Origin of the sequence: Megasphaera stantonii, assembly GCF_025567065.1 — a bacterium.
GTDB lineage: Bacteria > Bacillota > Negativicutes > Veillonellales > Megasphaeraceae > Megasphaera > Megasphaera stantonii.
Genome location: NZ_JAOQKD010000006.1, coordinates 1 through 21,738, shown reverse-complemented (window position 1 = coordinate 21,738; position 21,738 = coordinate 1). Strand labels below are relative to the sequence as shown.

Sequence of the window (21,738 nt, the reverse complement as noted above, 5' to 3'; positions counted from 1 at the left end):
CCTCTTATATCATAATCCACACAATTAACAGCAGGAACAGAATCACGCCGGCAATAATCGTAATTTCCGGCCATTTTCCATTTCTGCCTTTTTTCTTTGCTTCCTTGTGTTTCGCTCGTTTCTTGTCTTTGCTCCGGCGTACGGGCATGGCGGCCCGCACCTCCGGCTGCGGCGTCCGCCCGGTCAGCGACGCCTTATACGTGTCCACCAGCGCGCCGCCGTCCATTCCCAGGCAGTTTCCGTAATTTCGGATAAAGCCCTTGACGAAGACGACGCCGGGAATATCGTCATATCTATCTTCTTCCAGTGCGGCCAGGTACTGGCGCTTAATATTCAACGCATCGGAAATTTCCTTCAATGTCCGCCCCTGCCGTTCCCGTTCCGTTCGTAAAACTTCTCCAACAGTTGGCACTCTATCCCCTCCTCTTACGTTGTATCTTTTTATTATATACCATATGGCAGAAGATGGGAACTGTTCTACATATTGCTCAAATATTTCTGCTGCACCTCGTCGGCAGTCATCAATATATCTCTGGCCTTGCTGCCGTTATTCGGGCCGACGATGCCCATGGCTTCCATCATGTCAATCATGCGGGCGGCCCGGGTGTAGCCGACGCGGAACCGGCGCTGCAGCATGGAGGCCGACGCCTGTCCCGTTTCCAGCACCATGTCGATAGCCTGGGGCATGAGGTCGTCTTCAAAGAATTCGCCTTCTCCGCCGCCGTTTTCTTCCTGGGCCTTCTGGACGGACTCGCTGTACTGCGGACGGCTCTGGGCTTTGATGTATTCGACGACCTTGTCGATTTCCCCGTCGGAAATAAACGCGCCCTGGACGCGCAGGGGCTTCGATGCCCCCATGGGATAAAAGAGCATGTCGCCCTTGCCGATGAGCTTTTCCGCGCCGGCCATATCGAGAATCGTCCGCGAATCGACCTGGCTCGATACGGCAAAGGCAATGCGGCTCGGCACGTTGGCCTTAATCAAGCCGGTCAGCACGTCGACAGACGGGCGCTGCGTCGCCAGGACGAGGTGCATGCCGCAGGCCCGGGCTTTCTGAGCCAGACGGCAAATCGATTCTTCTACGTCGCTGGACGCGACCATCATCAAGTCGGCCAATTCGTCAATGATGATGACGACAAAGGGCATGGCCGTTTCCGGATGCAGCTCGTTATACCGCGAAATATCGCGGGTCTTCGTGTCGGCAAACCGCTTGTAGCGGTCGTCCATTTCCCGCACGGCCCAGCGGAGGACGCTGGCCGCTTTTTTCGGGTCCGTCACGACAGGCGTCAGCAAATGAGGCAGGCCGTTGTAGTTCGACAATTCGACGACCTTCGGGTCAATGAGGATGAGCTTGACGTCCTCCGGCCGCTGCTTAAACAAGATGCTGGCAATAAAGGTATTAATGCATACGCTCTTGCCCGAGCCCGTCGAGCCGGCGACGAGAAGGTGAGGCATCTTCGTCAAATCGGCGATAACCGGGTTGCCGGCAATGTCCTTGCCCAGGCTGACGGGCACGCCACCGGCGGCCAGGCGGAAGGCATCCGTATCCAATACGTCGCGGAGCATGACGCCGGACAATTTTTTATTCGGCACTTCGATGCCCACGGCAGCCTTGCCGGGAATCGGCGCTTCAATGCGGATATCCGTCGCCGCCAGCTTCAAGGCCAAATCGTCGGCCAGATGGACGATCTTGCTGACCTTGACGCCTGCCGCCGGCTCTAATTCATACCGCGTAACGGCCGGGCCCTGGCTGGCGTTCAGGATTTTAGCGTCGATATTAAAACTCTGCAGCGTTTCCTGCAGGATGCGGGCGTTCTGCCGCACTTCGTCGCTCACGCCGCCGCTCTGCTCCTTACCGTGCTGCAAAATGGACAACGGCGGCAGGCGATACGTCCGTTCCCCCTGCGCCGTAGGCACCGCGCTGGCTCCGGCCGGGCCGATATCGGCAGCCGTCGCCGTCTGCTCTACTTCGACCGGCTTGATATGGGCCAGCTCTTCGTCCAGCACGTCCGTCGTACCAGCGAGAGACGGCCGGTCTTCACCAGCCTCTTCAGCGTCACAGTTCTCATCTTCCGGCTCATAGGCCCGTTCATCTTCCGGCAGCTCATAGGCCTCCTCCCGGGCTGTATCGGCATCGTCGGCCAAATCGACGCGCGCCGCGCCGCTTTCAGCATAGACAGGCGTATAGGCCACGTCGTCTTCCTCTGTTCCTTCTGGCGGCGCAGGCTCCAACGGCACGGGCGTCTTCGGCAGGTCCAAGGCCGCCCGTTCTTTTTCTTCTTCCTTCTGGAAATCAAAAATATGGGGCCGGTGCCATTCTTTAATAGCCGTAGACGCGCCCTGCAGGCCTTCGACTGCTTTATCCGACATCTTGGACACTTCCTCCGACGCCTTATGCGATACGAGCGTCACAGGCTTGGAAATAGACCATTTTTTCCATATAATCGCCGTCACGACGCAGGCGATGATAAGCACCAGTACGGCGCCGAACTGTCCCAGAAGCTCCCGAAGGGCCGAAGACAGCACCGCCCCGATGAGGCCGCCGCCGACGCGCAGGCTCGCCGGCATAAATTCCGTCCCTTCAGGAATAAAGACGACGTGAATCCAGGTCAAAAATAAGCTGTATATCCAAAACCCGACCAGCCATTGCTTCGTAACAGGGCAGGCCTTGCGGACCATGATGTACTTCAGCCCCAGCACGATGAGGGACAGGGACGCGACGATGCGGCCGAAGCCAAAGCCATAGGCCAGCAGCCCGTCCAGGGAATAGCCGACGCTGCCCGTGTCGACGCCGATAATGCCGATCGTCGCAAAAATTCCCAAAAAGATACAGACCAATCCGATAATTTCAAATTTCAGCAGGGACGCGCCTTGCTTCGCCGTCCCCGTTTTCTTTCTCCGTCCCGCCGTCCGGCCAGTCTTGCGGGTCTTACGTTCTGCCATTCCATTCACCTTCTATATCTCACTTGCCGCCCCGCCGTTCTCGCCAGCGCGCGGCTATGTCCTTTTCCTTGCCGTAAGCCGACGGCTTGTAATAGGTCTTGTCTTTCAGCGGGTCCGGCAAATACTGCTGTTCTACCCAGCCGCCGGGGAACGAATGGGGATACTGATACCCCTCGCCCCGTCCCAGGGAAGCGGCGCCGCTGTAGTGGCTGTCCCGCAAATAAGCCGGCACGTCGCCGCAGCCGCCGCGGCGCACGTCGGCCAGAGCCGCGTCGACAGCCATGTAGGCGCTGTTGCTCTTCGGCGCGCAGGCCACGTACACGACGGCTTCCGCCAAGATAATCCGGCCTTCAGGCCAGCCGACGAACTGCACGGCCTGAGCCGCCGCGTTGGCAATGACCAAGGCCTGCGGGTCGGCCAGCCCTACGTCTTCGGCGGCGCAGATGACCAGCCGTCTGGCGATAAAGGAAGGCTGCTCGCCCCCTTCGATCATGCGGGCCAGATAGTGGAGGGCCGCGTCGGGATCGGAGCCGCGCATGCTCTTGATGAAGGCCGACGCCGTATCGTAATGGGTGTCGCCCTTTTTATCATACGTATACACCTTGCGGCCGGCCACCTTTTCTACGACGTCATGGCTCAGCTCTCCCCCGTCGGGCACGAGCATGGCCGCCTGCTCCAGCAGGTTCAGCCCTACGCGGGCGTCGCAGTCGGCCAGGCGGGCCATCGTCCGCAGGACTTCTTCCGACGCGGCGAGATGATGAACTCCCAGCCCTTTTTCCGTATCCCCCAGGGCCCGACGCAGCACAGCGGCAATAGCTTCTTCCGACAGGGGCGACAGGGGCACGACGCGCAGCCGCGACAACAGGGGCCGGTTCACTTCAAAATAAGGGTTCTCCGTCGTCGCGCCGACGAGGATGACCGTACCGTCTTCCACATAGGGCAGCAGGACGTCCTGCTGTCCCTTGTTGAAGCGATGGATTTCGTCGATAAATAAAATCGTCCGCCGCTGATACAGGTGCACGGCGTCCTTCGCTTCCTGAATGACCTTGCGCAGCTCCGCCGTGCCAGCCGTGACGGCGTTCAGGCGGACGAAGCGGCTGTTCGTTTCGCAGGCGATGACGTGAGCCAAGGTCGTCTTGCCGACGCCCGACGGCCCGTACAGCAGCAGGGACGGAATGGTGTCGCGCTCAATCATGGCTCGCAGAAACGTCCCCGGCCCGACAATCTGTTCCTGCCCGTATATTTCATCCAATGTCTGCGGCCTCATCCGGACGGCTAAGGGCTCGAAGGACGCCTTCTGCCGCTCACTGGCCATAGAAAATAAATCGTCTCCGCTCATTTGTTTGCTCCTCAGACTAAATAGAACGCCGCCAAGAAATCTTAGCGGCGACATGTATGTAAAACGTACGTATTATGAACAAGAAAAGAAGCCCCACCATGCCGTTTATAAACCGAGTTTTGAGCCTGCCTAAGCAGGTGGGTGTCCTCCTACAGAGGTCAGCAGTCCAGTGAAGGCATTGCTTCGCTATGCAGAGTCCGGACTCCCAATGTAAAAGATGTTGGTTCAAAACATCGAGACCATTTACGTACACAGTAGGGTTTTCTCTTGTTCCTAGTATAATAAAAAACGATTGTAAAATCAAGCCTTGACAATTTATTCCTCTTTGTTCCATGCATATTTCTTATGCATTTAAGAAATACTTGTACGAAAAAGCAAGGAATATCTTGTATTGCAGGACTTGATAAACGAAAAAAGCTGCCGGGACGAGCCGTGCAGCTTTTTCCGTCACATCGGGACTATGTGAAATAGGTCCCTATTATTTTAATACGCTCTTTACCGTGTTGGCTACGTTTTCTGCCGTGAAGCCGAATTTTTCGAAAAGCAGTTCTGCCGGAGCCGAAGCGCCGAAGCCCTGCATCGTAACGGTCGCGCCGTCGAGGCCGACGTATTTGCCCCAGCCGAAGTCGGAAGCCGCTTCTACGGCTACGCGGGCGCGGACATTGGCCGGAAGGACCTGAGCCTTGTAGGCGTCGTCCTGCTGTTCGAAGAGTTCCATGCAGGGCATGCTGACGACGCGGACGTCGACGCCTTCTTTCGCCAGCATATCCTTGGCTTCCACAGCCAAAGATACTTCGGAGCCGCTGGCGATGATGATTGCGTCAGGCGTTTCCTTCGCCGCGTCGGCTACGATATAGCCGCCCTTCAGGGCTTCCTTGCTGCTGCCGGCAAGCTGCGGCAGGTTCTGGCGGGTCAGGACGAGAGCCGTCGGCGTTTCCTGGCTCGTAACGGCCAGATACCAGCCGGCAGCCGTTTCCGTCGCGTCGGCCGGACGGAATACGTTGACGTTCGGCGTAGCCCGGAGCATAGCCAGCTGTTCGATCGGTTCGTGCGTCGGGCCGTCTTCGCCGACGCCGATGCTGTCGTGAGTCAGTACGTAAGTCGTCGGCAGCTTCATCAAAGCGGCCAGGCGAATCATCGGCTTCATGTAATCGCTGAATACGAAGAAGGTGCCGGCATAGGGACGGAGGCCGCCGTGGAGAGCCAGGCCGTTGGTCATGCCGCCCATAGCCAGTTCGCGGACGCCGAAGTGGAGGTTGCGGCCGCCATAATTGCCCTTGCTGAAATCGCCGGCGTCGTCCATGTACGTCTTGTTGGACGGAGCCAAATCGGCGCTGCCGCCGATGAGCTGCGGCACGAGGTCTTTCAGGCGGTTGATCATGATGCCCGACAGGTTGCGCGTGGCCTGCGGCTTGTCGGCGTAGGCCCAGAAGTCTTCATTTTCCAGAAGAGCCTGCGCGTCTACGGTGCTGTGGAAGGCGTCCCATTTCGCTTTCATATCGGGATATTTCGCTGCGTAGTCAGCAAACAAGGCGTTCCAGGCATCTTCTGCCGCCGCGCCCTTTTTGCTCAGTTCTTCGTAATGAGCGTAAACTTCGTCGGGAACATAGAACGGTTCCGTGCTTGGCCAGCCGAGGTTTTCCTTCATGGCGACGATGTTTTCTTCTCCCAATGGCGAGCCGTGAGCCGAAGCCTTGCCCTGCTTCGCCGGGCAGCCGTAGCCGATCTGGGTATGAATCGTAATGAAGGACGGATGTTCCGTATCGGCTTTCGCTTCTTCAATAGCTTTGCCGATAGCTTCCAAATCGTTGCCGTCGGCAACTTCCAGCGTCTGGAAGCCGAAGGCCTGCATCCGTTCCTGCACGTTTTCCGTAAAGGCGATATCCGTGCCGCCTTCGATGGAGATGTTGTTGCTGTCGTACAGGACGATCAGCTTGCTCAGGCCCAGCGTGCCTGCCAAAGAGAAGGCTTCCGAGGAGATGCCTTCCATCATGCAGCCGTCGCCGCCGAGGACGAAGGTGTAATGGTCAACGACGGGATATTCGGGCTTGTTGAATACGGCTGCCAAATGAGCTTCGGCCATTGCCATGCCGACGGCCATGGACATGCCGGCACCCAGGGGGCCCGTCGTAGCTTCTACGCCGACGGTGTGGCCGTATTCGGGATGGCCCGGCGTCAGGGAGCCGTCCTGGCGGAACTGCTTCACGTCGTCGAGGGTCAGGCCGTAGCCGAAGAGGTGCAGCAGCGAATAGAGCAGCATGGAGCCGTGGCCGCCGGACAAGATAAAGCGGTCGCGATCGGCCCATTTCGGATTTTTAGCGTTGTGCTTCATATGGTTAGCCCACAATTCGTATGCAATCGGCGCGGCGCCCAAGGGAAGGCCCGGATGGCCGGAGTTTGCCTTTTGAATGGCGTCTGCCGACAACACGCGGATTGCATTTACACAAGTCGTGTCAATTGTACTCATGATTTACTCTCTCCTTTATACATTCCTTATAAACATACATACCTTTATTATGGTAAACCCCGGCGATTCTGTCAATCCTCAATTCGCAAAAAACAGAGACCGCTGCAGAATCGCCTTCATGTTCTCCGCCGGATAGGGTATAATGAAAACCGTACGGACATCTTGTCATCAGAAAGGACCTGTCATGGATAAAAAATATTTCTTTTTCGATATCGACAACACCTTAGGCCTCAGCATTTCCAGCATCATTCCGGCTGATACGGCCTACTGCCTGCGCCAGCTCCGGCGGCGTGGCCATTTCGTTTCCATCGCCACGGGCCGCCTGCAGTGCGACGCCCAGCATTTTGCCGACCGCTACGGCATTCCGGCCGTCGTATCCGACGGCGGCAACAGCCTGTCCCTCGACGGCGAAATCTTGGAAATGGAAGGGCTGCCCCTGGAGCCGTGCAAAGCCCTCCTGCGCGAGCTGGACGAACGCCGCCTTCCCTGGGCCGTCGTGACGGACAACACGATATGCCGCTATACGCCCTACGCCGACTACCCCTGTGCCGACCCGAAGAACTACATGAAAACGGTCGTGCGCCCCGTCGCTATCGACAGCCTCGACGCAGTCTATAAGATTACCTACGCCCGGCCGGCAGACGAACAAAACGAGCCGGACCGGCAGGGCCTTCCGCACCTGACCTACTTAGACCATACGTACCTCGTCGAGCCGACAGATAAGGGAAAGGGCATTCTCAACATGCTGAAGCGCGTCGGCGGCAGGCCCGAAGACGCCGTCGTCTTCGGTGACGGGCTGAACGACATTTCCATGTTCCGCAAGCCCTTCTTTTCCATCGCCATGGGCAACGCCAAGGCGGAGTTGAAAGAACGGGCCGACTATATTACAGACGACAACGACAAAGGCGGCATCCTTCATGCCTGCGTCAAATTCGGCTGGATATAACATGTTATAGGCACTACGACAAAATGGGCAGACCTGCGGGCCTGCCCATTTTTAGCTTTCTCTATAGAGTTGGCATTACATCCTCGACGCCAGGTCTACCAGGCGAAAGACGTCGTTTTTCTGTCCGTCGCCGCCGTCCTGGCCGCCATGAGGCGCGTCTTTCTTATGTTCCCTTGGCTTTTCATCTTCAGCCTCTTCGTCGCTGGCCGCCGCAGCTTCGTCAGCTTCTTCGCTGATGACGGCCTTCGCTTCGTTGAGCTGATGATTTTTAGCCAAGAAGGCGTCGCGCTCAGCCGGAGATACGACCTTAATCGTAATCTGCCCGTCGCCCTTGACGATGTAAGGCGTAGCGATAGACGACTTAGCGTCTTCCCTGTCGCCCGTATCGTTCAGTCCGCGCTTGTCGGGCTTGACGATATCCTTATTCTGCACCGGCGGTTCTTTGCCGCGGATTTTTTCCTTCACGACCTTTTCGCCGCCGTCGTCAATCATGCTAACGCCTTGCTGCAAAATTTCGATAACCAAATCGTTATTAGCGTCTTCGCCTTCGATGGTTTTCTTCAAATCGGCGAAATCCTTGTAATGGCGCAGCCGCTCGAGAATTTCATCGGTCAGGTTATAGCGCTGCTTTTCAATCAAGTACGGCAGGGGGATCACGCCGCCGCCGCGGATTTCCAGGACCATGTCGCCGAGGGGCTGATCCTTGGGGACGGTAAAGCTCATAGTCTTTACCTCATCGGCGCCGCGGTACGGGTGAAGCTTGACCCGGAAATACACGTTGTCGCCGGGGCTGACGACGACGGGGGCCGCCGTCGCGTCGACGATGCGCGCTTCTTTCTTAGCCTGCGTAATGTCGACGTTCATCTCGATATCCAGCACGGGATAGTCAATGAATTCGTTGTGCTTGAGTATATCCAGCACGTTGTACAGCTCGTCGATGCTCTTCTCGTTGATGTTGTCGACAGAGTAGTACATGTTGTGACGGCTGATGTCCTTATCCCGGCCGTTAGACGACCGGATCGTATAGGACAAGGTCGCCGTGCCGCCGCCGCTGCGGTCGATGGTTTTGTTGACCGTATTGTATACCGTCGTGGCCGCCAGGACCGGCGTCAGCTCGTTGTCTTCAATAATCTTGACCCGCTTTACGTTATTCGCGCCCGTATCGGTGTCACGGATATTGATAGTCACGGGGATGCCCGCCGTCAGCCGTCCGTACAGGCCGGCAATGCCTGCTCCCCGGTCCTGGTTGATGCGGCCGATTTCCGCGCCTACGGACCCTAGCTTGAAGGAGCTGGACATATTATTGACAATGGTAAAAATATAGGCGTTGTGCATGAAGTAATTCATGCTGCCCTTTTTCAGGAACGGATGGCCGAAAGCGACGATGTTGTCGCCGTCTACGTAGGTCACCGTGCCGATAGCGCCCATCTTCATATCGCCGTTGACCAGCGACGCGGCTACGGAGCTGCCCGCTTCCAAAGGCGCAGGCGCTTCGTCGGCCGCCGCCGAGGCCGTATTGACGGGCATGAAGTTGTACTGCGGCAGCTTGGACGTCATCCATTCTGTCGACACGCCGTCGAAGCCGCTCACCATGAGAGGCGTCGCGATGGGAATCAGCGACGATTCCCTGGCGTTGAACGGACGGATTTCTTCCTTCGTCGGCACGTTCCACAGCTTGAGCATATCGCCGATAGGCGTAATCATGCCGACGCGGGAATTCGTAAAGGACCAGCCGTAGGCGATGGCCCCGACGAGCTTGCCGTCGATATACACGGGGCTGCCGCTCATGCCCTGGGCGATGCCGCCCGTTTCCTCTATGAGCGGCCCGGAAAACTTCGCCAGTATCAAATCGCCGGACGGGCCGCTGTTTTTCATGACTCCCAGTATTTCTACGGGAAATGTTTCTATCGTATTGCCGTGAACTACCGTCTTAGCGTATCCCGTCATGCCCTCGCGCACTTCGCTGACGTTCATGAAGTCCTGGGCAAAGGCAGTGAGAGACATAGCGCAGCAAACGGCAGCCAGGCATGTCCGCGCGGCGAGACGCCGCAGCATGCGTAATCGTATCATTAAGATTCTTTTCCTCTTATTTCTCTTCCACAATAATTACGGCAGTTCCCCGCTTGACAGCCGTTCCCGGGGCTACCAAAACCTGCTTTACGATGCCGTCGGAGGCGGCCCGCGCTGCCGGCATAGGGCCGGCCAGGGAATCGACGGTCAGCAGGACGTCGCCCTGCTTCACTGCCGTCCCGGCAGGAGTAATGGAAACGACCGTTCCGCCTAATACAGACGGATACGAAACGTCGGCGGCAAAGGCCGCCGCGGCGCTCATGCACAAGGCAGCGGAAACCATCAGGGTACGCAGCCATTTCATGTCAAATCCCTCCTTAGATACACGTTTATATATCTTCAAAACTATCTTTCAGCTGATTCATGGCCTGGAGCGACTTGCCGGCTCCGTTAGCCACGCACAGCAGCGGCTCGTCGCACAGGTATGCCGCCATGCCCGTCGTCCGGGAAATGAGGCGGTCCAGTCCGTCGAGGAGCATGCCACCGCCGGTCAGGACGATGCCGTGGTCGGCAATATCTGCCGCCAGCTCGGGCGGCGTCTTTTCCAAAATGGACAGGACGGCCCGCAAAATCCGCTGTATGGGCTCGTCCAGAGCCCGGCGGATTTCCTGGGAATCGATGTCCATGACGACGGGCAGGCCCGTCTCCGTACTGCGGCCGCGGACGTCCGCCGTGAGGCTGCGGCCGTCGGGCAGGGCCGTGCCGATGAGTATTTTCAGCTCTTCCGCCGTGCGGCTGCCGATGGTAATATGCTTTATCTTTTCCAAATAATGGATAATCGCTTCGTCAAAGGTATTGCTACCGATGCGCAGGGATTCGCTGATGACGATGCCGCTGAGGCTTAAAATAGCCACGTCCGTCGTGCCGCCGCCGATATCGATGACCATGGAGCCGTTCGATTCGGCAATATCGAGACCTGCGCCGATAGCCGCCGCCAAAGGTTCCTCCATGACGACGGTTTTGCGGGCTCCGGCCTTGCGGGCCGCTTCCATGACGGCGCGCCGTTCGACATTCGTAATGCCCGACGGCACGCAGATAATGACCCTCGGCTTGAAAAACAACGCCTTGCCAATGGCCTTGCGGATAAAATACTGCAGCATGTACTCCGTCGCGTCGTAATCGGCGATGACGCCGTTCTGCATCGGATGGTAGGCGTGAATATGCCGCGGCGTCCGCCCCAGCATCGACTGGGCTTCCCTGCCGATGGCGATGACCTGGTTCGTCGCCTTGTCGACGGCGATGACCGCCGGCTCGTTGACGACGACGCCCTGATGCTTGACATAGACGAGGACGTTCGTCGTACCCAGATCGATCGCAATATCACTTCCCAGCCAGTTCGCCAGGGACAGCGAATGCGCCAGGCCGGAACGGGCTTTTTTCTTAGTTTTCTTCTTCGTCAATATTGACCCGAACAATATCAGCACCTAACCTTTGTAATTTCAATACGAGATTATCGTAGCCCCGGTCGATATGGTACAAGTACCCGACTTCCGTTTCGCCTTCAGCGACGAGGCCTGCCAGGACGAGAGCCGCGCCGGCGCGCAGGTCCGTCGCGTTGACCGCCGCCCCTTTGAGCTTCGGCACGCCTTCTACGATAGCACTGCGTCCTTCAATGCGGATCTTCGCCCCCATGCGCTTAAATTCGTCGACGTGCATGAAGCGGTTTTCAAAGACCGTCTCCGTAATGACGCTCGTGCCCTGGCAAATCGTCGCCAAGGCCATGAACTGAGCCTGCATATCGGTCGGGAAGCCGGGATAGGGCAGGGTCTTGACGTCGGCAGGACGCATGGGCAGATGCCCGATGACCCGAATGCCGTCGATATCCTCGATGACCTCGGCCCCTACTTCCTTCAATTTCGCCACGACGGGCTTCAAATGCTCCGACAAAGCGTTTTCTACGAACACGTCGCCGCCGGACATGGCCGCGCCGATCATAAAGGTGCCCGCTTCAATTCGGTCGGGAATAACCGAATGCGTCGCGCCTCGCAGCTCCTTGACGCCTTCGATGCGGATGACATTCGTGCCGGCGCCGCGGATATTGGCCCCCATGCTGTTCAGATAGGTCGCCAGGTCAACGATTTCCGGCTCTTCTGCCGCGTTTTCCAGGACGGTCTTGCCTTCGGCCAGCGAAGCGGCCATGAGGATGTTTTCCGTCGCGCCGACGCTGGGGAAATCGAGGTAAATCTGCGCCCCTTTCAGGCCGTTGGGAACCGTCGCTTCAATGTCGCCGTTTTCCAGGTTGATGACGGCGCCCATGGCCTCAAAGGCCTTCAGATGCAGGTCGATAGGCCGGGCGCCGATGGAACAGCCGCCGGGCAGGGAAATCTTCGCCCGGCCTTTGCGAGCCAGCAGAGGCCCCATGACCAGGAAGGACGCCCGCATGCGCCGCACGAGGTCGTACGGCGCCGACGTCGACGACAAATTCGACGCGTCGATTTCCAACACGCCCTTCTGCGGATTTTCTATATGAACGCCAAGAGATTCGATGACGTCGCAGACCGTATGGACGTCGTCTAATTTCGGAATTTCCGTCAATGTGCTCTTCGTCGTTCCCAGCATGGACGCGACGATAATCGGCAGCACGGCATTTTTAGCCCCGCTGACGCGAACAGTACCCATTAAGGGCTTTCCACCATGAATAACCAGCTTCTCCAATTCCGGTGCCTCCTAAACAGAATTCGATATATAAGACAGGCAGGATGCTTCGGCAGCTAAAAAGACGCGGCACTCTGCCTATTGTGATTTTATTTACTATCAAGTCATTGTACCATAAAAGGTAGGAAACTAAAAGAGGTGGACAGGGAAAAGATAAAGCTCTTACAATCAATTTACCTGATGTAAAAGGATTTGTTATACATCGTAATATGTCTTTAGTACGAAGCAGATTGCCTGTCCCAGTACCAGATCGGCCTTTCTGATACAACCGTTACGCTTCTTTCCCTACTGTAAAGTAAAAATGGAGCTGCCGCACGAAGAGGAAATAATTCTTCATTCGGCGACAGCCCCGTTTATACCGGAATGTCAATCTCAGCGAATATGATGTTAACAACTTGTTGCAAAATATCGTCAGGTAATTGCTCTATGACTCGATAGGTTCTCGCCTCTATATCCAGAGCCCGGATATGTTCGCATAAAATACATCCCGTGGTTTTCGTTCTTTCATCCAGCGGCACATGCAGAGGGAAATGATTCATCGTATTTGTGATAGAGCAAACAATTACCATGCTCGTCTTTGCGTTAAATGTGTCATTGCTAACGACAACGGCTGGGCGATACCCTGCCTGTTCATGTCCTGCACGGGGATTTAAATTTACTTTGATAATTGTTCCTTGTTTTACCATATTTCCTTACCTACCGGGTCGCCCCAATCTATCGTTTCTTTTTCGTATGTGCCGTCATAATTAGCAAACAATTCCTCAATCGTCTTCCTCTTGTGCGGTTTGATGATCAGGTTGCCGTCCTGCGCAGACATTTCCACCACTTCGTTATCATCCCAATCCAGTATATCAATGATATTCTTCGGGATTCGGATGCCTTGAGAGTTACCCCATTTTTGAATTTTTACCGTAACAGCCATGCCTCTCACTCCCTTCTGTATATACATAGTATATACTACAAGAAGAAGAGCGTCAACGAATTTAAAATTCCACCGCTTCATACTTCAGCTCAAAAGCGTCTTTTGCCATTATCTGCACAGTATCTTTGGTTCGGGCCGACTGCAAGTAACTGTACAACTTTTTATTTTATAATACTATTAGTCCTGAACAATAGCAGTATCTACTAACCAAGAGTTTTCTAATTACAAAAAAAAGAGACTCCCTTGCGAGAGTCCCTTCGCGTTATGCCGAACAGCATTACAAGTGAATGCTCCATTTCGCGCTCTTGTCGAAGCGGTGGAACGTGTCGATAAAGCGAATCGTGCCGCTCTTATAGCGCATGACGACGGAGTTGGTGCGGGCGCCGCCGCCGAAATACTGGACGCCGCGCATCATCGGCGTGTTCGTAATAGCCGTCGCCGAGAAGATGCAGTCGTCGCCTTTGACCAAATCGTCAATCGTCATGACCTTGTTGAGATCCATGATGCCCATTTCGTAGCACCGCTTCCGTTCTTCTTCCGTGTACGGAATCAGGCGGGCCTGCATATCGCCGCCGAGGCATTTGAGAGCCGCCGCGGCCAGTACGCCTTCCGGCGCGCCGCCAATCCCCATAAGGACGTGAACGCCTGAGCCTTCAATGCCTACGTCGACAGCCGGCGATACGTCGCCGTCCGTGATGAGTTTGATGCGCGCGCCGGCGTCGCGGCAGTCGTTGATGATTTCCTGATGCCGTTCGCGGTCGAGGATGACGACGGTCAGATCGTCAATGCTCCGTTCCAGCCCTTCGGCAATGCGGCGCAGGTTTTCCTGCACGGGCTTGTTCAAATCAATACGCCCCTTGGCGCGCGGCCCGACGCAGAGCTTTTCCATATACATATCCGGCGCGTGGAGCAGATTGCCCTTGCCGGCGATGGCGATAACGGCGATAGACCCATCCTGACCCTTTGCCGTTAAATTCGTCCCTTCCAGAGGATCGACGGCAATATCCACCGGCGTGCCGCCGGCGCCGACTTTTTCGCCGATATACAGCATCGGCGCTTCGTCCATTTCGCCTTCGCCGATGACGACGGTCCCGTCGATAGGCACGCTCGACAAGATCGAATGCATGCCGTCGACAGCCAGCTGGTCTGCCCCCATCTTGTTGCCTTTCCCCATGAGTCGGCCTGCTTTAACGGCCGCCGCTTCCGTAACGCGAACGAATTCCAGTGTGAGCACTCTGTCCATATTCCTGCCTCCTGTTGCTGTACGATTAAGCCGGAGCCTGTACCTGTCCGCAAATCCGCCGGCTCGCCGGACCTGCGGCAGCATATCCCGCATCGTGCGATGCCTTTCCTGCTGTACTACTTCTACGCTGTCTGGATAAAGTCCTGCCCTAGGATTTGTATAAATATAGTACACTTTATTTAAGAGAAAGCACAAAAAAACGCCTGCCGAAGCAAGCGCCGCTTATGCTAAAAACGTAACTAGACGTTCTGTATGTAATTGACATCCTCCGCTCCGTCCCGTACACGATACAAAGAGGTGATGCGTACATCAAACGGCAGGCGGTAATTGCGCCCCAGAATCGGGGTGATGCGTATGGATTCTATCAATGCTATTTAGTGTTACTGATAGTATTGTTCTATCTCATTTCGCATAAACAAAAGTAGCCGCCCTGCTCCCCAGCAACTGCGACTACTCTTGTTCGTAAATAAATGGGGCTAGCCGTTTGTCGGCGCAGCACCTTATTTTCATCTTTATTGTACGAAATGACGGGACGGCCGTCAAGTATCTTTTCTGTATAACGAACGAGAGCCGGACATCACAGAGATGTCCGGCTCTCGTCATATATTACGTCTGATTCCTATGTCTTCTATGCAAGGAAAACCATCGCTTGCGGCAGTCGGCGCAGCAGAAGGCCGTCCGCTTGTCCTTGGCGTCCCGTATGTCGACGAGGACGCCGCAGTTCCGGCAGTGGAAGGTATTCTGTACGGTCTGGGATTTCACGTTTTTAGAATGCTTCCAGTACAGCCGCTCGCAGTGGGGCGAGCAGAATTTTCTCCGCTTATCTGCCCTATGTTTCACCACGACCAGCTTGCCGCAGCGCAGGCAGCGGAAGGTACGAAGCGTCTTTCCTGCTGCCCGCTGGGACGGCGGCATTTCGTCCTCATGGCGATGCCGGTACGCATAGCGCCGGCAGACAGCACTGCAATACTTCTGCGAAATGCGGTCGGCTATAAAGGGTTTGCCGCAGACCGGGCATATTGCTTCCCGCTCCACTGCTCCTTATACCTTCCAGTTCATGCCGACGTTGAATTGATACGTGTCTTCGTTGTCATTGCCGAAGATCTTTTCTACGTCGAGGAACATGTACGTCCCCTTGCTGAACTGATGGGAGAAGCCGAGGCCCACGTCGTACCAGGTGCCTTCGTTTTCGTAGGTCGTATCGAGGCGGCCCGTTTCGTCGAAGGCGCTGATATCCTGATCGCCTAAGAATTCATGGAGCACGTCGGCCTTGATATAAAAGGTACTCGTGTCGCTGACGTCCTTGCCGAGGCGGAAGCCGACGCGGCCAATCAAGCTGTCAATAGCGTCGAGTTGTACGCTCGTACCCTGGCTCGTCGTGTAGTCGGCGTCGGTCACATGGGCATACTGGAGCTGCGCCTGCGGTTCGATGTACCAATCGCCGCCTAAGGATTTCTTGCGGCCGTATTCAGCGCTGGCCGAGTAGACGAAGTTGCTGTAGTCACCGGTAATCTTTTCGCCCAATTCGCTGTAGATGTCGAAATCATTGGACAGGCGGCCGAACTTCAATACGTAGTCCGTGTAGTGGCCCTTGTTGCCCAGCCACGTATCGTAGAACCATACGCCGCCGCGGCGAACGTCGCCTTCGCCGGCAACGTTATGGTAATCGGCCGTACCGCGCATGTAGTCGAATACGACGCCCTGACGGTGTTCACCATCTTCCCGGTCGCCGACCTTGCGGTCATAGCCTAATTCAAACATGGTGTTCTTGCTGCGGAAGGCGTCGGACTTGCCGATGCGGTCGTGACGCATACGAACCCAGAGGCCTTCATCGCCGTCGATGTATCGCGCTTCGCCCATGCGCTTATTCAGGCGGTCCATGTATACGGCGTTGGAGTAGTTGACCTTGGACATAGCAATGATAGTTTTGCCAGCGTTAGACGTCGATTCGTCTTTTCTGCCGATAAGCTTGAAGTTCGTCGTTTCATCGACAGAGCCGTCAACCGCAGTGGTATCATCGGCAGCAGCCGTATCGTCCAGCAGCATGATGCCGTCGTTCGCTGCGGCAGGCATAGCCATGGCGGCCATGCGCATCCGTTTACGGGAAGCCTGCGTTTCCGCAGTCCCCGGTTCCTGCGTCGATTCAAAGAACCCGTCTACCAAGTCCGATCCCGGTTTATCTTCACTGACCGATTCGCCGCCGTTGTACGCATGATTTTCATCATTATTGGCATAGGCGTCCGTACCGACTTCATATTCGACGTTGAAGACGCCCTGACCAACCGTCACGGCCCGGAAGGATACGTTCGAACCTTCGCCGACCGTAGCAAAACGTAAGCCATCAAAACCTTCGGCATACATGTCATCCAGCGTTACGGCGTCGACGACATTGATAATGTAATCGCCGTTAGCGCTCTTCATGTACAGCATATCGCTGACGTCGCGGTCGGCGTCAAGGCTCATATTGAAGACGGCGTCGCCAGTCATTTCATAGACAGTCAGCGCATGGGCATTGGTATTTCTGTCCGTATTGGCTTCTACCAAGTCGATCGTCGCCATGTGGTTCATCGCTTCTACAGGATTTTCAGCCGCCAGTACGTCGTCTGCAAGAGCCGCGCTTTCCGTATTGATGCGCGTAACCCAGCTCTGGCCTGTGACGTTCCAGCGCGAGCCTTCGCCCATGGAGAGGTTTACTTCGCCGCCTTTGAAAATCGTACTGCTGAAAGCCGGGTTGAAGAATTCGTGCGTTGCATGGCCTTGGTCAATGTTGTCTTCACCAGTCGTATTCAAACCGGCGTCTCCGTAATCATCGGCACGGCCTTCCAAATATCCGCCCTTGCCAAGGTCGATGTTCAGCACGCCGTTGTTACCGGCAAGAATATTGCCCGTCACGGAGATTCCAGCATCAGATCCTTCCTTCGCATCAATATTTACCGTACCCGCATAAGCGGCAAGGATATCCCCGGTAATAGAGCTGCCCGCGCCGTAGGTCAAATTGACATGAGCACGATCTGTATCGGCTACATCCGCATTAACCATTGCATCCGTCAGATTGACCGCAGTACCCGCCGCAATGGCAATGTCCGCACTGTTCGGGCTGATGGAATAACTGTCCGTGCTGATGTACGTGCTTCCCGTAATATCGATGTTCGCGCCGTCATAGGCCCAGATCACACGTTCCAGCTGGTCTTCGTTTGTCGGGTCCGCTTTAGTCTGGAAAATATTCCAGTCCCCGTCAGCCTTAATGTGCGCCTTTCCTTCCGCATAAAGAGCGGAAATGACAGATTTTCCGACGAAAGAAGTCTCCTCATTGGGATCTTTATCCTCCTGCAATCCGCCAGCATTCGTGACCGTCGCAGCGGAATAGACCGCATTGACCGTGCCGTCCAGAGTAACCTCTGTGCCTTCATTTCTCGTATCGATCGCGCCGAGATGGGCGTTCCACCCATTCTCCGCCGTAAAAGTCAGCTGCGAACCGGAAAGGGCCTTGACGGCAATGCCGGAACCGAATCCCTGCTCGTCCACCGTACCGGTAGAAACTACGTTATTCCCCGTTGTCGCTGTAAGCTGCACGGTAGAAGAGGTATCCACATATACGCCAAAACCATCTGTCGTGAGCTGGTTATCTTTTGCTTTCAGTACGGCCAACCCATTTGAGCTTGTCCAAATCCCCGTATTGGCAGCGATAGAGTTAACGCCTCTTTCTGCATAAAGATCGATGCGGCCCTGAGTAGTATGCACGCCCGTCCCCGTATCAGATTGGACAACGTTATCTCCGCTTGTCGAAGTCATTTGTACACCAGCTAGCGCACCATCGGCTACTACGCCCTGTTTTCCGCCGTACACGGAGTTAGTGCCTTTACTGGTCACGTTGAGCTGGAAGTCGATGCCTGTGCTGTCCCAAGCATACAGGCCGTACCCATTAGAAGACACAGCGGTCGAACCTTGTGCAGTAATATCGACATTGCTGTTCCCCGCCAGTACACCATAATTGGTCTGAGAAGCACCGCCTTCTGCTGTCACTTGGATATCATTACCAGAAACAGTTACATGATTCGATGCTCCTTCTCCTGATGCATATCCATAAATACCATAGGCCATATTATTGTCGCTACTGGCGTCGATGGTAATATTCTTACCGGTAACAGCCGTTTCTGCCGACAATCCGGAATACGCATTCGTATAAAGGCCAGCTACAGTCGAATTCGTTAGATAGACACCGTCATTATGTGCACTTAAATAAATATCTCCCTGTCCATCTAAAGTAACACTGCTGTCTAATGCAGACGCTGTCGTATAAACGGCCTTGGTACTTTCCATGCCATCTGCCACGATGCGAATACCTCCGTTTTCAGCAGTAACTGTGCTGTTGCCGTTCTGTGCATAAACGCCCTGATTCACTTTACCTGCTGTGTAGATGTCTACACCATAGCCGTATTCATTTTGCCCTTTGGCCGTAACAGTTACCGAGCCTTCTTTACCGCCGTGAATACCGTACGCAGCAGCCATTTCATCTGTATTTGCTATGGAAATGAATCCATCTGCCGTAACCTGCACCGAACTGTTACCCTCGGCTCGTATCCCCGACACATCATTTCCTTCGTTTGAAGGTTTCTCTACGACTTGAGAGTGCGTAGAAATAACGATATTTCTCCCGGAATCCAGCGTGACAGTGCCGGAATTTCGAGCAGAGACGCCATCTACATTCCCGTTCGTCGCATCCGGCGCTCCCGTCGTAATATCGATGCCAATATCTCCGTCATCAGTCGTCACCTTGACCGTACCGCCGATATGCTCGGAATCACTTCCGGCTCTGATACCATAGCCATGTGTGCCCGTTGTGTTCAAGTTAACGGTAAAGTCTCCGCTGCTGTCAATAGTGACAGAGCCATTTCCTGCCGCATCCACGCCTGTTACCGCTGCACCAGCATCATTATGTACGGTAATGGTATTTGACGCGCCACTCAAAGAAACGGATGTGCCATCCCCATCTGACTTAATGCCGGTGTTCGTCGCTGTGATAACGTTTTCATTGCCTGCCGTCACCGTGACCATGCCGGAAGAAGCATTGATGGCAGTCTGACTGGTCACGGTCTGCTCATTTTCATCGGTATACTGACCGATATTGTTATTGTTTCCAGCCTCGACATTGATCGTACTCGTTCCGTTGGAAAGGATGCCATTCGTCCCGCCGGCGATAATGTTATCCGCATCGGCAATTACATTCGTATTACCATCAGCTTCTGTTTGAATGCCATTTACTCCGCCAATCAATACGTTTGTATAATCAACATAGTCAGCAAATGTAGATATATCCCCTTCTTCCGAGTCTGGTTTTACCGCTTGAATAGTGATATCTCCAGATCCCATAGAATGAACGGCGTTTTTACCAGCAGAAATGTAATTATATCTTCCGTTTAAATTTATATCTACGGTATTGGTATTCGTAGCAATTCCATCGCCATACCCGATACTACTATTAGTAGCTGAACCTTCTCCGATAATAATATTCCCGCCTTCGACAGCTTCTAATTGAATCAAACCTGATCCGCCGTCAGCAAAAGAACCTTTATCGGCAAAAATACCACCTCCGTTTGCATTATTAAAATGAATAATATTGCTTCCGGCCGCATGTAAAGAAACGTCAAACACAAGATCTTTGTTTGCATTTTTAGTTGTCTGAATGCCATGTCTATTGCTATTCAGAACGATATTTCCTTCTTCATCACCCGCTTTTTCCGCAGAAATATGAAATACTTGACCGCTTTGACTAGCCCAAATAGCCGCCGCTTTACTGCTATTATTGATAGTCAAATTACCGTCGACCACTTTTTCTGTATATGTGTTGCCGGAAATTCCATTGTCTATAATTTCTTCCGCCATGCCCGTCGTCCAGACGGCCATGCTCATGGCCATGCCGAGTAGCACGGCTTTTCGTAATTGTTTGCCTTTCATGCTATTTTCCTCCTTAGCTACATGCTATTGCATACCTAAAAAACTACTTACATACGCAGCTGTCCTCCGTATGACAAGGGGTATGCTTCGGGAAAATGGCACGACAAAAGGGCAGAACTTGCGCTCTGCCTGCATGGATATGCTATATGAAGCAGGGTATAAAATCCCTGCGTTTTCAGGCTATATCTATAATATGAACCGTACCCCCCCCCCCCCCCCCGTATATGATTTCACATAATTATACTGATTCGTATAGTGTGCAGCTGTTTGGCATTCCTGCCTACGGAACCGGACAGGTCTCATATTCGTTCACCCCCATTCTGTTACAATTAAGTATGGTTTTACTATACTATATTTACGGGGTGTACGCAAGATGGGACGATGTACTTGTCAGCTCTATGATAACTCGGTATAATAAAGTTGAAAAAGGCATAGCACCGACAAACGGCTGCAGCCTCTTATAATCAGCTAGATGTAATTGCCAATCGTTGGGAGCTGCTGGCAGTTATCTCTTTTGTAACAAAAGTACCCATACGATACGAAGGAACAAAAAGATATTCATATCGTTCATGGGCATCAAAAAAGAACGGGACATTTCTATGATACTGAACTGACCCCCAAAAGTTAGACCAAAAATCTAACAATGGGAGGTCAGTTTTTTTATGGCGAAATACAGTTACGAATTTAAGAAGCAACTGGTATCAGAATACCTGGACAATCAGGGAAGCTATGCTTCCATTTCACAAAAACATGGCATGTCGAGCAGCAGCCAGTTAAAAACGTGGGTGGCTGCCTACCAAAAATTTGGGGATACCGGTTTAAAACGATCTCGATCCCGGAAAGAATACTCTTTCGAAGAAAAGCTTTCTGTGGTAGAGTCTTACTTAACAAGCGAACTCTCGTATCAGGAACTGGCTCTTCAAATGGGAATCAACAATCCGTCGATGCTTGCCAGATGGGTAAATGACTTTAAAATAGCTGGGCCGGATGCGTTAAGACCGCATAGGAAAGGCAGGAAGAAGACATTGAGTACATCGCAAGCAAAAGAAACAGAAGCACAAGTTCAGCATACGGAGGTTGATACCCGCGCAGAGCACGTCAAGGAATTAGAGGATGAACTTCTTAAACTCCGTATAGAGAATGCGGTTTTAAAAGAACTGAGGAGACTGCGGTTAGAGGACGAAGCAAAGCGGAGAGG

The 21,738-nt window shown here is 54.3% G+C and carries 15 protein-coding genes and 1 other RNA gene; 2 read left to right on the top strand and 14 right to left on the bottom strand.

Features of this window, described 5'->3' with window-relative positions; translation table 11 throughout:
• Positions 1 to 4: 4 nt before the first annotated feature.
• From OCV58_RS04995 to tkt, 5 genes are all read right to left on the bottom strand, one after another.
• Positions 5 to 412 (bottom strand): helix-turn-helix domain-containing protein, encoded by a 408-nt coding sequence (locus OCV58_RS04995; protein WP_095629993.1) that lies wholly within the window; start codon positions 410 to 412, stop codon positions 5 to 7.
• Positions 413 to 477: 65 nt separating this feature from the next.
• Complete coding sequence (locus OCV58_RS04990) at positions 478 to 2,943, bottom strand: FtsK/SpoIIIE family DNA translocase (RefSeq protein WP_154877142.1); 2,466 nt, start codon at positions 2,941 to 2,943, stop codon at positions 478 to 480.
• Positions 2,944 to 2,962: 19 nt separating this feature from the next.
• Complete coding sequence (locus tag OCV58_RS04985) at positions 2,963 to 4,282, bottom strand: replication-associated recombination protein A (RefSeq protein ID WP_154877141.1); 1,320 nt, start codon at positions 4,280 to 4,282, stop codon at positions 2,963 to 2,965.
• Positions 4,283 to 4,368: 86 nt separating this feature from the next.
• Positions 4,369 to 4,546, bottom strand: a non-coding RNA gene (gene ssrS, locus OCV58_RS04980) — 6S RNA.
• Positions 4,547 to 4,760: 214 nt separating this feature from the next.
• A complete protein-coding gene (tkt, locus tag OCV58_RS04975) occupies positions 4,761 to 6,749 on the bottom strand; it encodes a transketolase (protein ID WP_154877140.1) in 1,989 nt (662 codons plus the stop codon).
• Between the two features lie 184 nt (positions 6,750 to 6,933).
• On the opposite strand from tkt, the gene OCV58_RS04970 reads away from it, so the two are divergent.
• Positions 6,934 to 7,695 (top strand): HAD family hydrolase, encoded by a 762-nt coding sequence (locus OCV58_RS04970; protein WP_154877139.1) that lies wholly within the window; start codon positions 6,934 to 6,936, stop codon positions 7,693 to 7,695.
• 75 nt (positions 7,696 to 7,770) lie between these two features.
• Here the strand turns inward: OCV58_RS04970 and OCV58_RS04965 are convergent, their stop codons facing one another.
• From OCV58_RS04965 to OCV58_RS04925, 9 genes are all read right to left on the bottom strand, one after another.
• Positions 7,771 to 9,765 (bottom strand): SpoIVB peptidase S55 domain-containing protein, encoded by a 1,995-nt coding sequence (locus tag OCV58_RS04965; RefSeq protein WP_095629998.1) that lies wholly within the window; start codon positions 9,763 to 9,765, stop codon positions 7,771 to 7,773.
• A 16-nt stretch (positions 9,766 to 9,781) separates the two neighbouring features.
• Entirely contained in the window at positions 9,782 to 10,069 is a 288-nt protein-coding gene (locus OCV58_RS04960; protein WP_087477657.1) for a hypothetical protein, read from the bottom strand.
• A gap of 25 nt (positions 10,070 to 10,094) precedes the next feature.
• Complete coding sequence (mreB, locus tag OCV58_RS04955; RefSeq protein ID WP_275068573.1) at positions 10,095 to 11,180, bottom strand: rod shape-determining protein; 1,086 nt, start codon at positions 11,178 to 11,180, stop codon at positions 10,095 to 10,097.
• A complete protein-coding gene (murA, locus tag OCV58_RS04950) occupies positions 11,146 to 12,420 on the bottom strand; it encodes a UDP-N-acetylglucosamine 1-carboxyvinyltransferase (protein WP_107196417.1) in 1,275 nt (424 codons plus the stop codon). Before murA ends, mreB begins: the two co-directional genes overlap by 35 nt.
• A gap of 353 nt (positions 12,421 to 12,773) precedes the next feature.
• Positions 12,774 to 13,106, bottom strand: a complete 333-nt coding sequence (locus OCV58_RS04945) for a type II toxin-antitoxin system PemK/MazF family toxin (RefSeq protein WP_154877138.1) — start codon at positions 13,104 to 13,106, stop codon at positions 12,774 to 12,776.
• Positions 13,100 to 13,342 (bottom strand): AbrB/MazE/SpoVT family DNA-binding domain-containing protein, encoded by a 243-nt coding sequence (locus OCV58_RS04940; RefSeq protein WP_095630000.1) that lies wholly within the window; start codon positions 13,340 to 13,342, stop codon positions 13,100 to 13,102. The genes OCV58_RS04945 and OCV58_RS04940 overlap by 7 nt, the downstream gene beginning before the upstream one ends.
• 277 nt (positions 13,343 to 13,619) lie before the next feature.
• Positions 13,620 to 14,585, bottom strand: a complete 966-nt coding sequence (gene glpX, locus OCV58_RS04935) for a class II fructose-bisphosphatase (RefSeq protein ID WP_087477653.1) — start codon at positions 14,583 to 14,585, stop codon at positions 13,620 to 13,622.
• A gap of 606 nt (positions 14,586 to 15,191) precedes the next feature.
• Complete coding sequence (locus OCV58_RS04930; protein WP_154877137.1) at positions 15,192 to 15,620, bottom strand: hypothetical protein; 429 nt, start codon at positions 15,618 to 15,620, stop codon at positions 15,192 to 15,194.
• Positions 15,621 to 15,626: 6 nt separating this feature from the next.
• Positions 15,627 to 20,540, bottom strand: coding sequence for an autotransporter outer membrane beta-barrel domain-containing protein (locus OCV58_RS04925; RefSeq protein ID WP_154877136.1), 4,914 nt, complete (start codon positions 20,538 to 20,540; stop codon positions 15,627 to 15,629).
• 662 nt (positions 20,541 to 21,202) lie between these two features.
• Between OCV58_RS04925 and OCV58_RS04920 the strand changes: the two genes are divergently transcribed.
• A partial coding sequence (locus OCV58_RS04920; protein WP_154877135.1) for a helix-turn-helix domain-containing protein occupies positions 21,203 to 21,738 on the top strand: 536 nt, incomplete at its 3' end.

What these genes read in the sequence shown, in the direction of transcription:
- tkt (WP_154877140.1), bottom strand. Translation starts at nt 6,749, where the DNA reads ATGAGTACAATTGACACGACTTGTGTAAATGCAATCCGCGTGTTGTCG.
- glpX (WP_087477653.1), bottom strand. Translation starts at nt 14,585, where the DNA reads ATGGACAGAGTGCTCACACTGGAATTCGTTCGCGTTACGGAAGCGGCG.
- OCV58_RS04960 (WP_087477657.1), bottom strand. Translation starts at nt 10,069, where the DNA reads ATGAAATGGCTGCGTACCCTGATGGTTTCCGCTGCCTTGTGCATGAGC.
- OCV58_RS04985 (WP_154877141.1), bottom strand. Translation starts at nt 4,282, where the DNA reads ATGAGCGGAGACGATTTATTTTCTATGGCCAGTGAGCGGCAGAAGGCG.
- OCV58_RS04965 (WP_095629998.1), bottom strand. Translation starts at nt 9,765, where the DNA reads ATGATACGATTACGCATGCTGCGGCGTCTCGCCGCGCGGACATGCCTG.
- OCV58_RS04990 (WP_154877142.1), bottom strand. Translation starts at nt 2,943, where the DNA reads ATGGCAGAACGTAAGACCCGCAAGACTGGCCGGACGGCGGGACGGAGA.
- OCV58_RS04925 (WP_154877136.1), bottom strand. Translation starts at nt 20,540, where the DNA reads ATGAAAGGCAAACAATTACGAAAAGCCGTGCTACTCGGCATGGCCATG.
- OCV58_RS04945 (WP_154877138.1), bottom strand. Translation starts at nt 13,106, where the DNA reads ATGGTAAAACAAGGAACAATTATCAAAGTAAATTTAAATCCCCGTGCA.
- OCV58_RS04970 (WP_154877139.1), top strand. Translation starts at nt 6,934, where the DNA reads ATGGATAAAAAATATTTCTTTTTCGATATCGACAACACCTTAGGCCTC.
- OCV58_RS04940 (WP_095630000.1), bottom strand. Translation starts at nt 13,342, where the DNA reads ATGGCTGTTACGGTAAAAATTCAAAAATGGGGTAACTCTCAAGGCATC.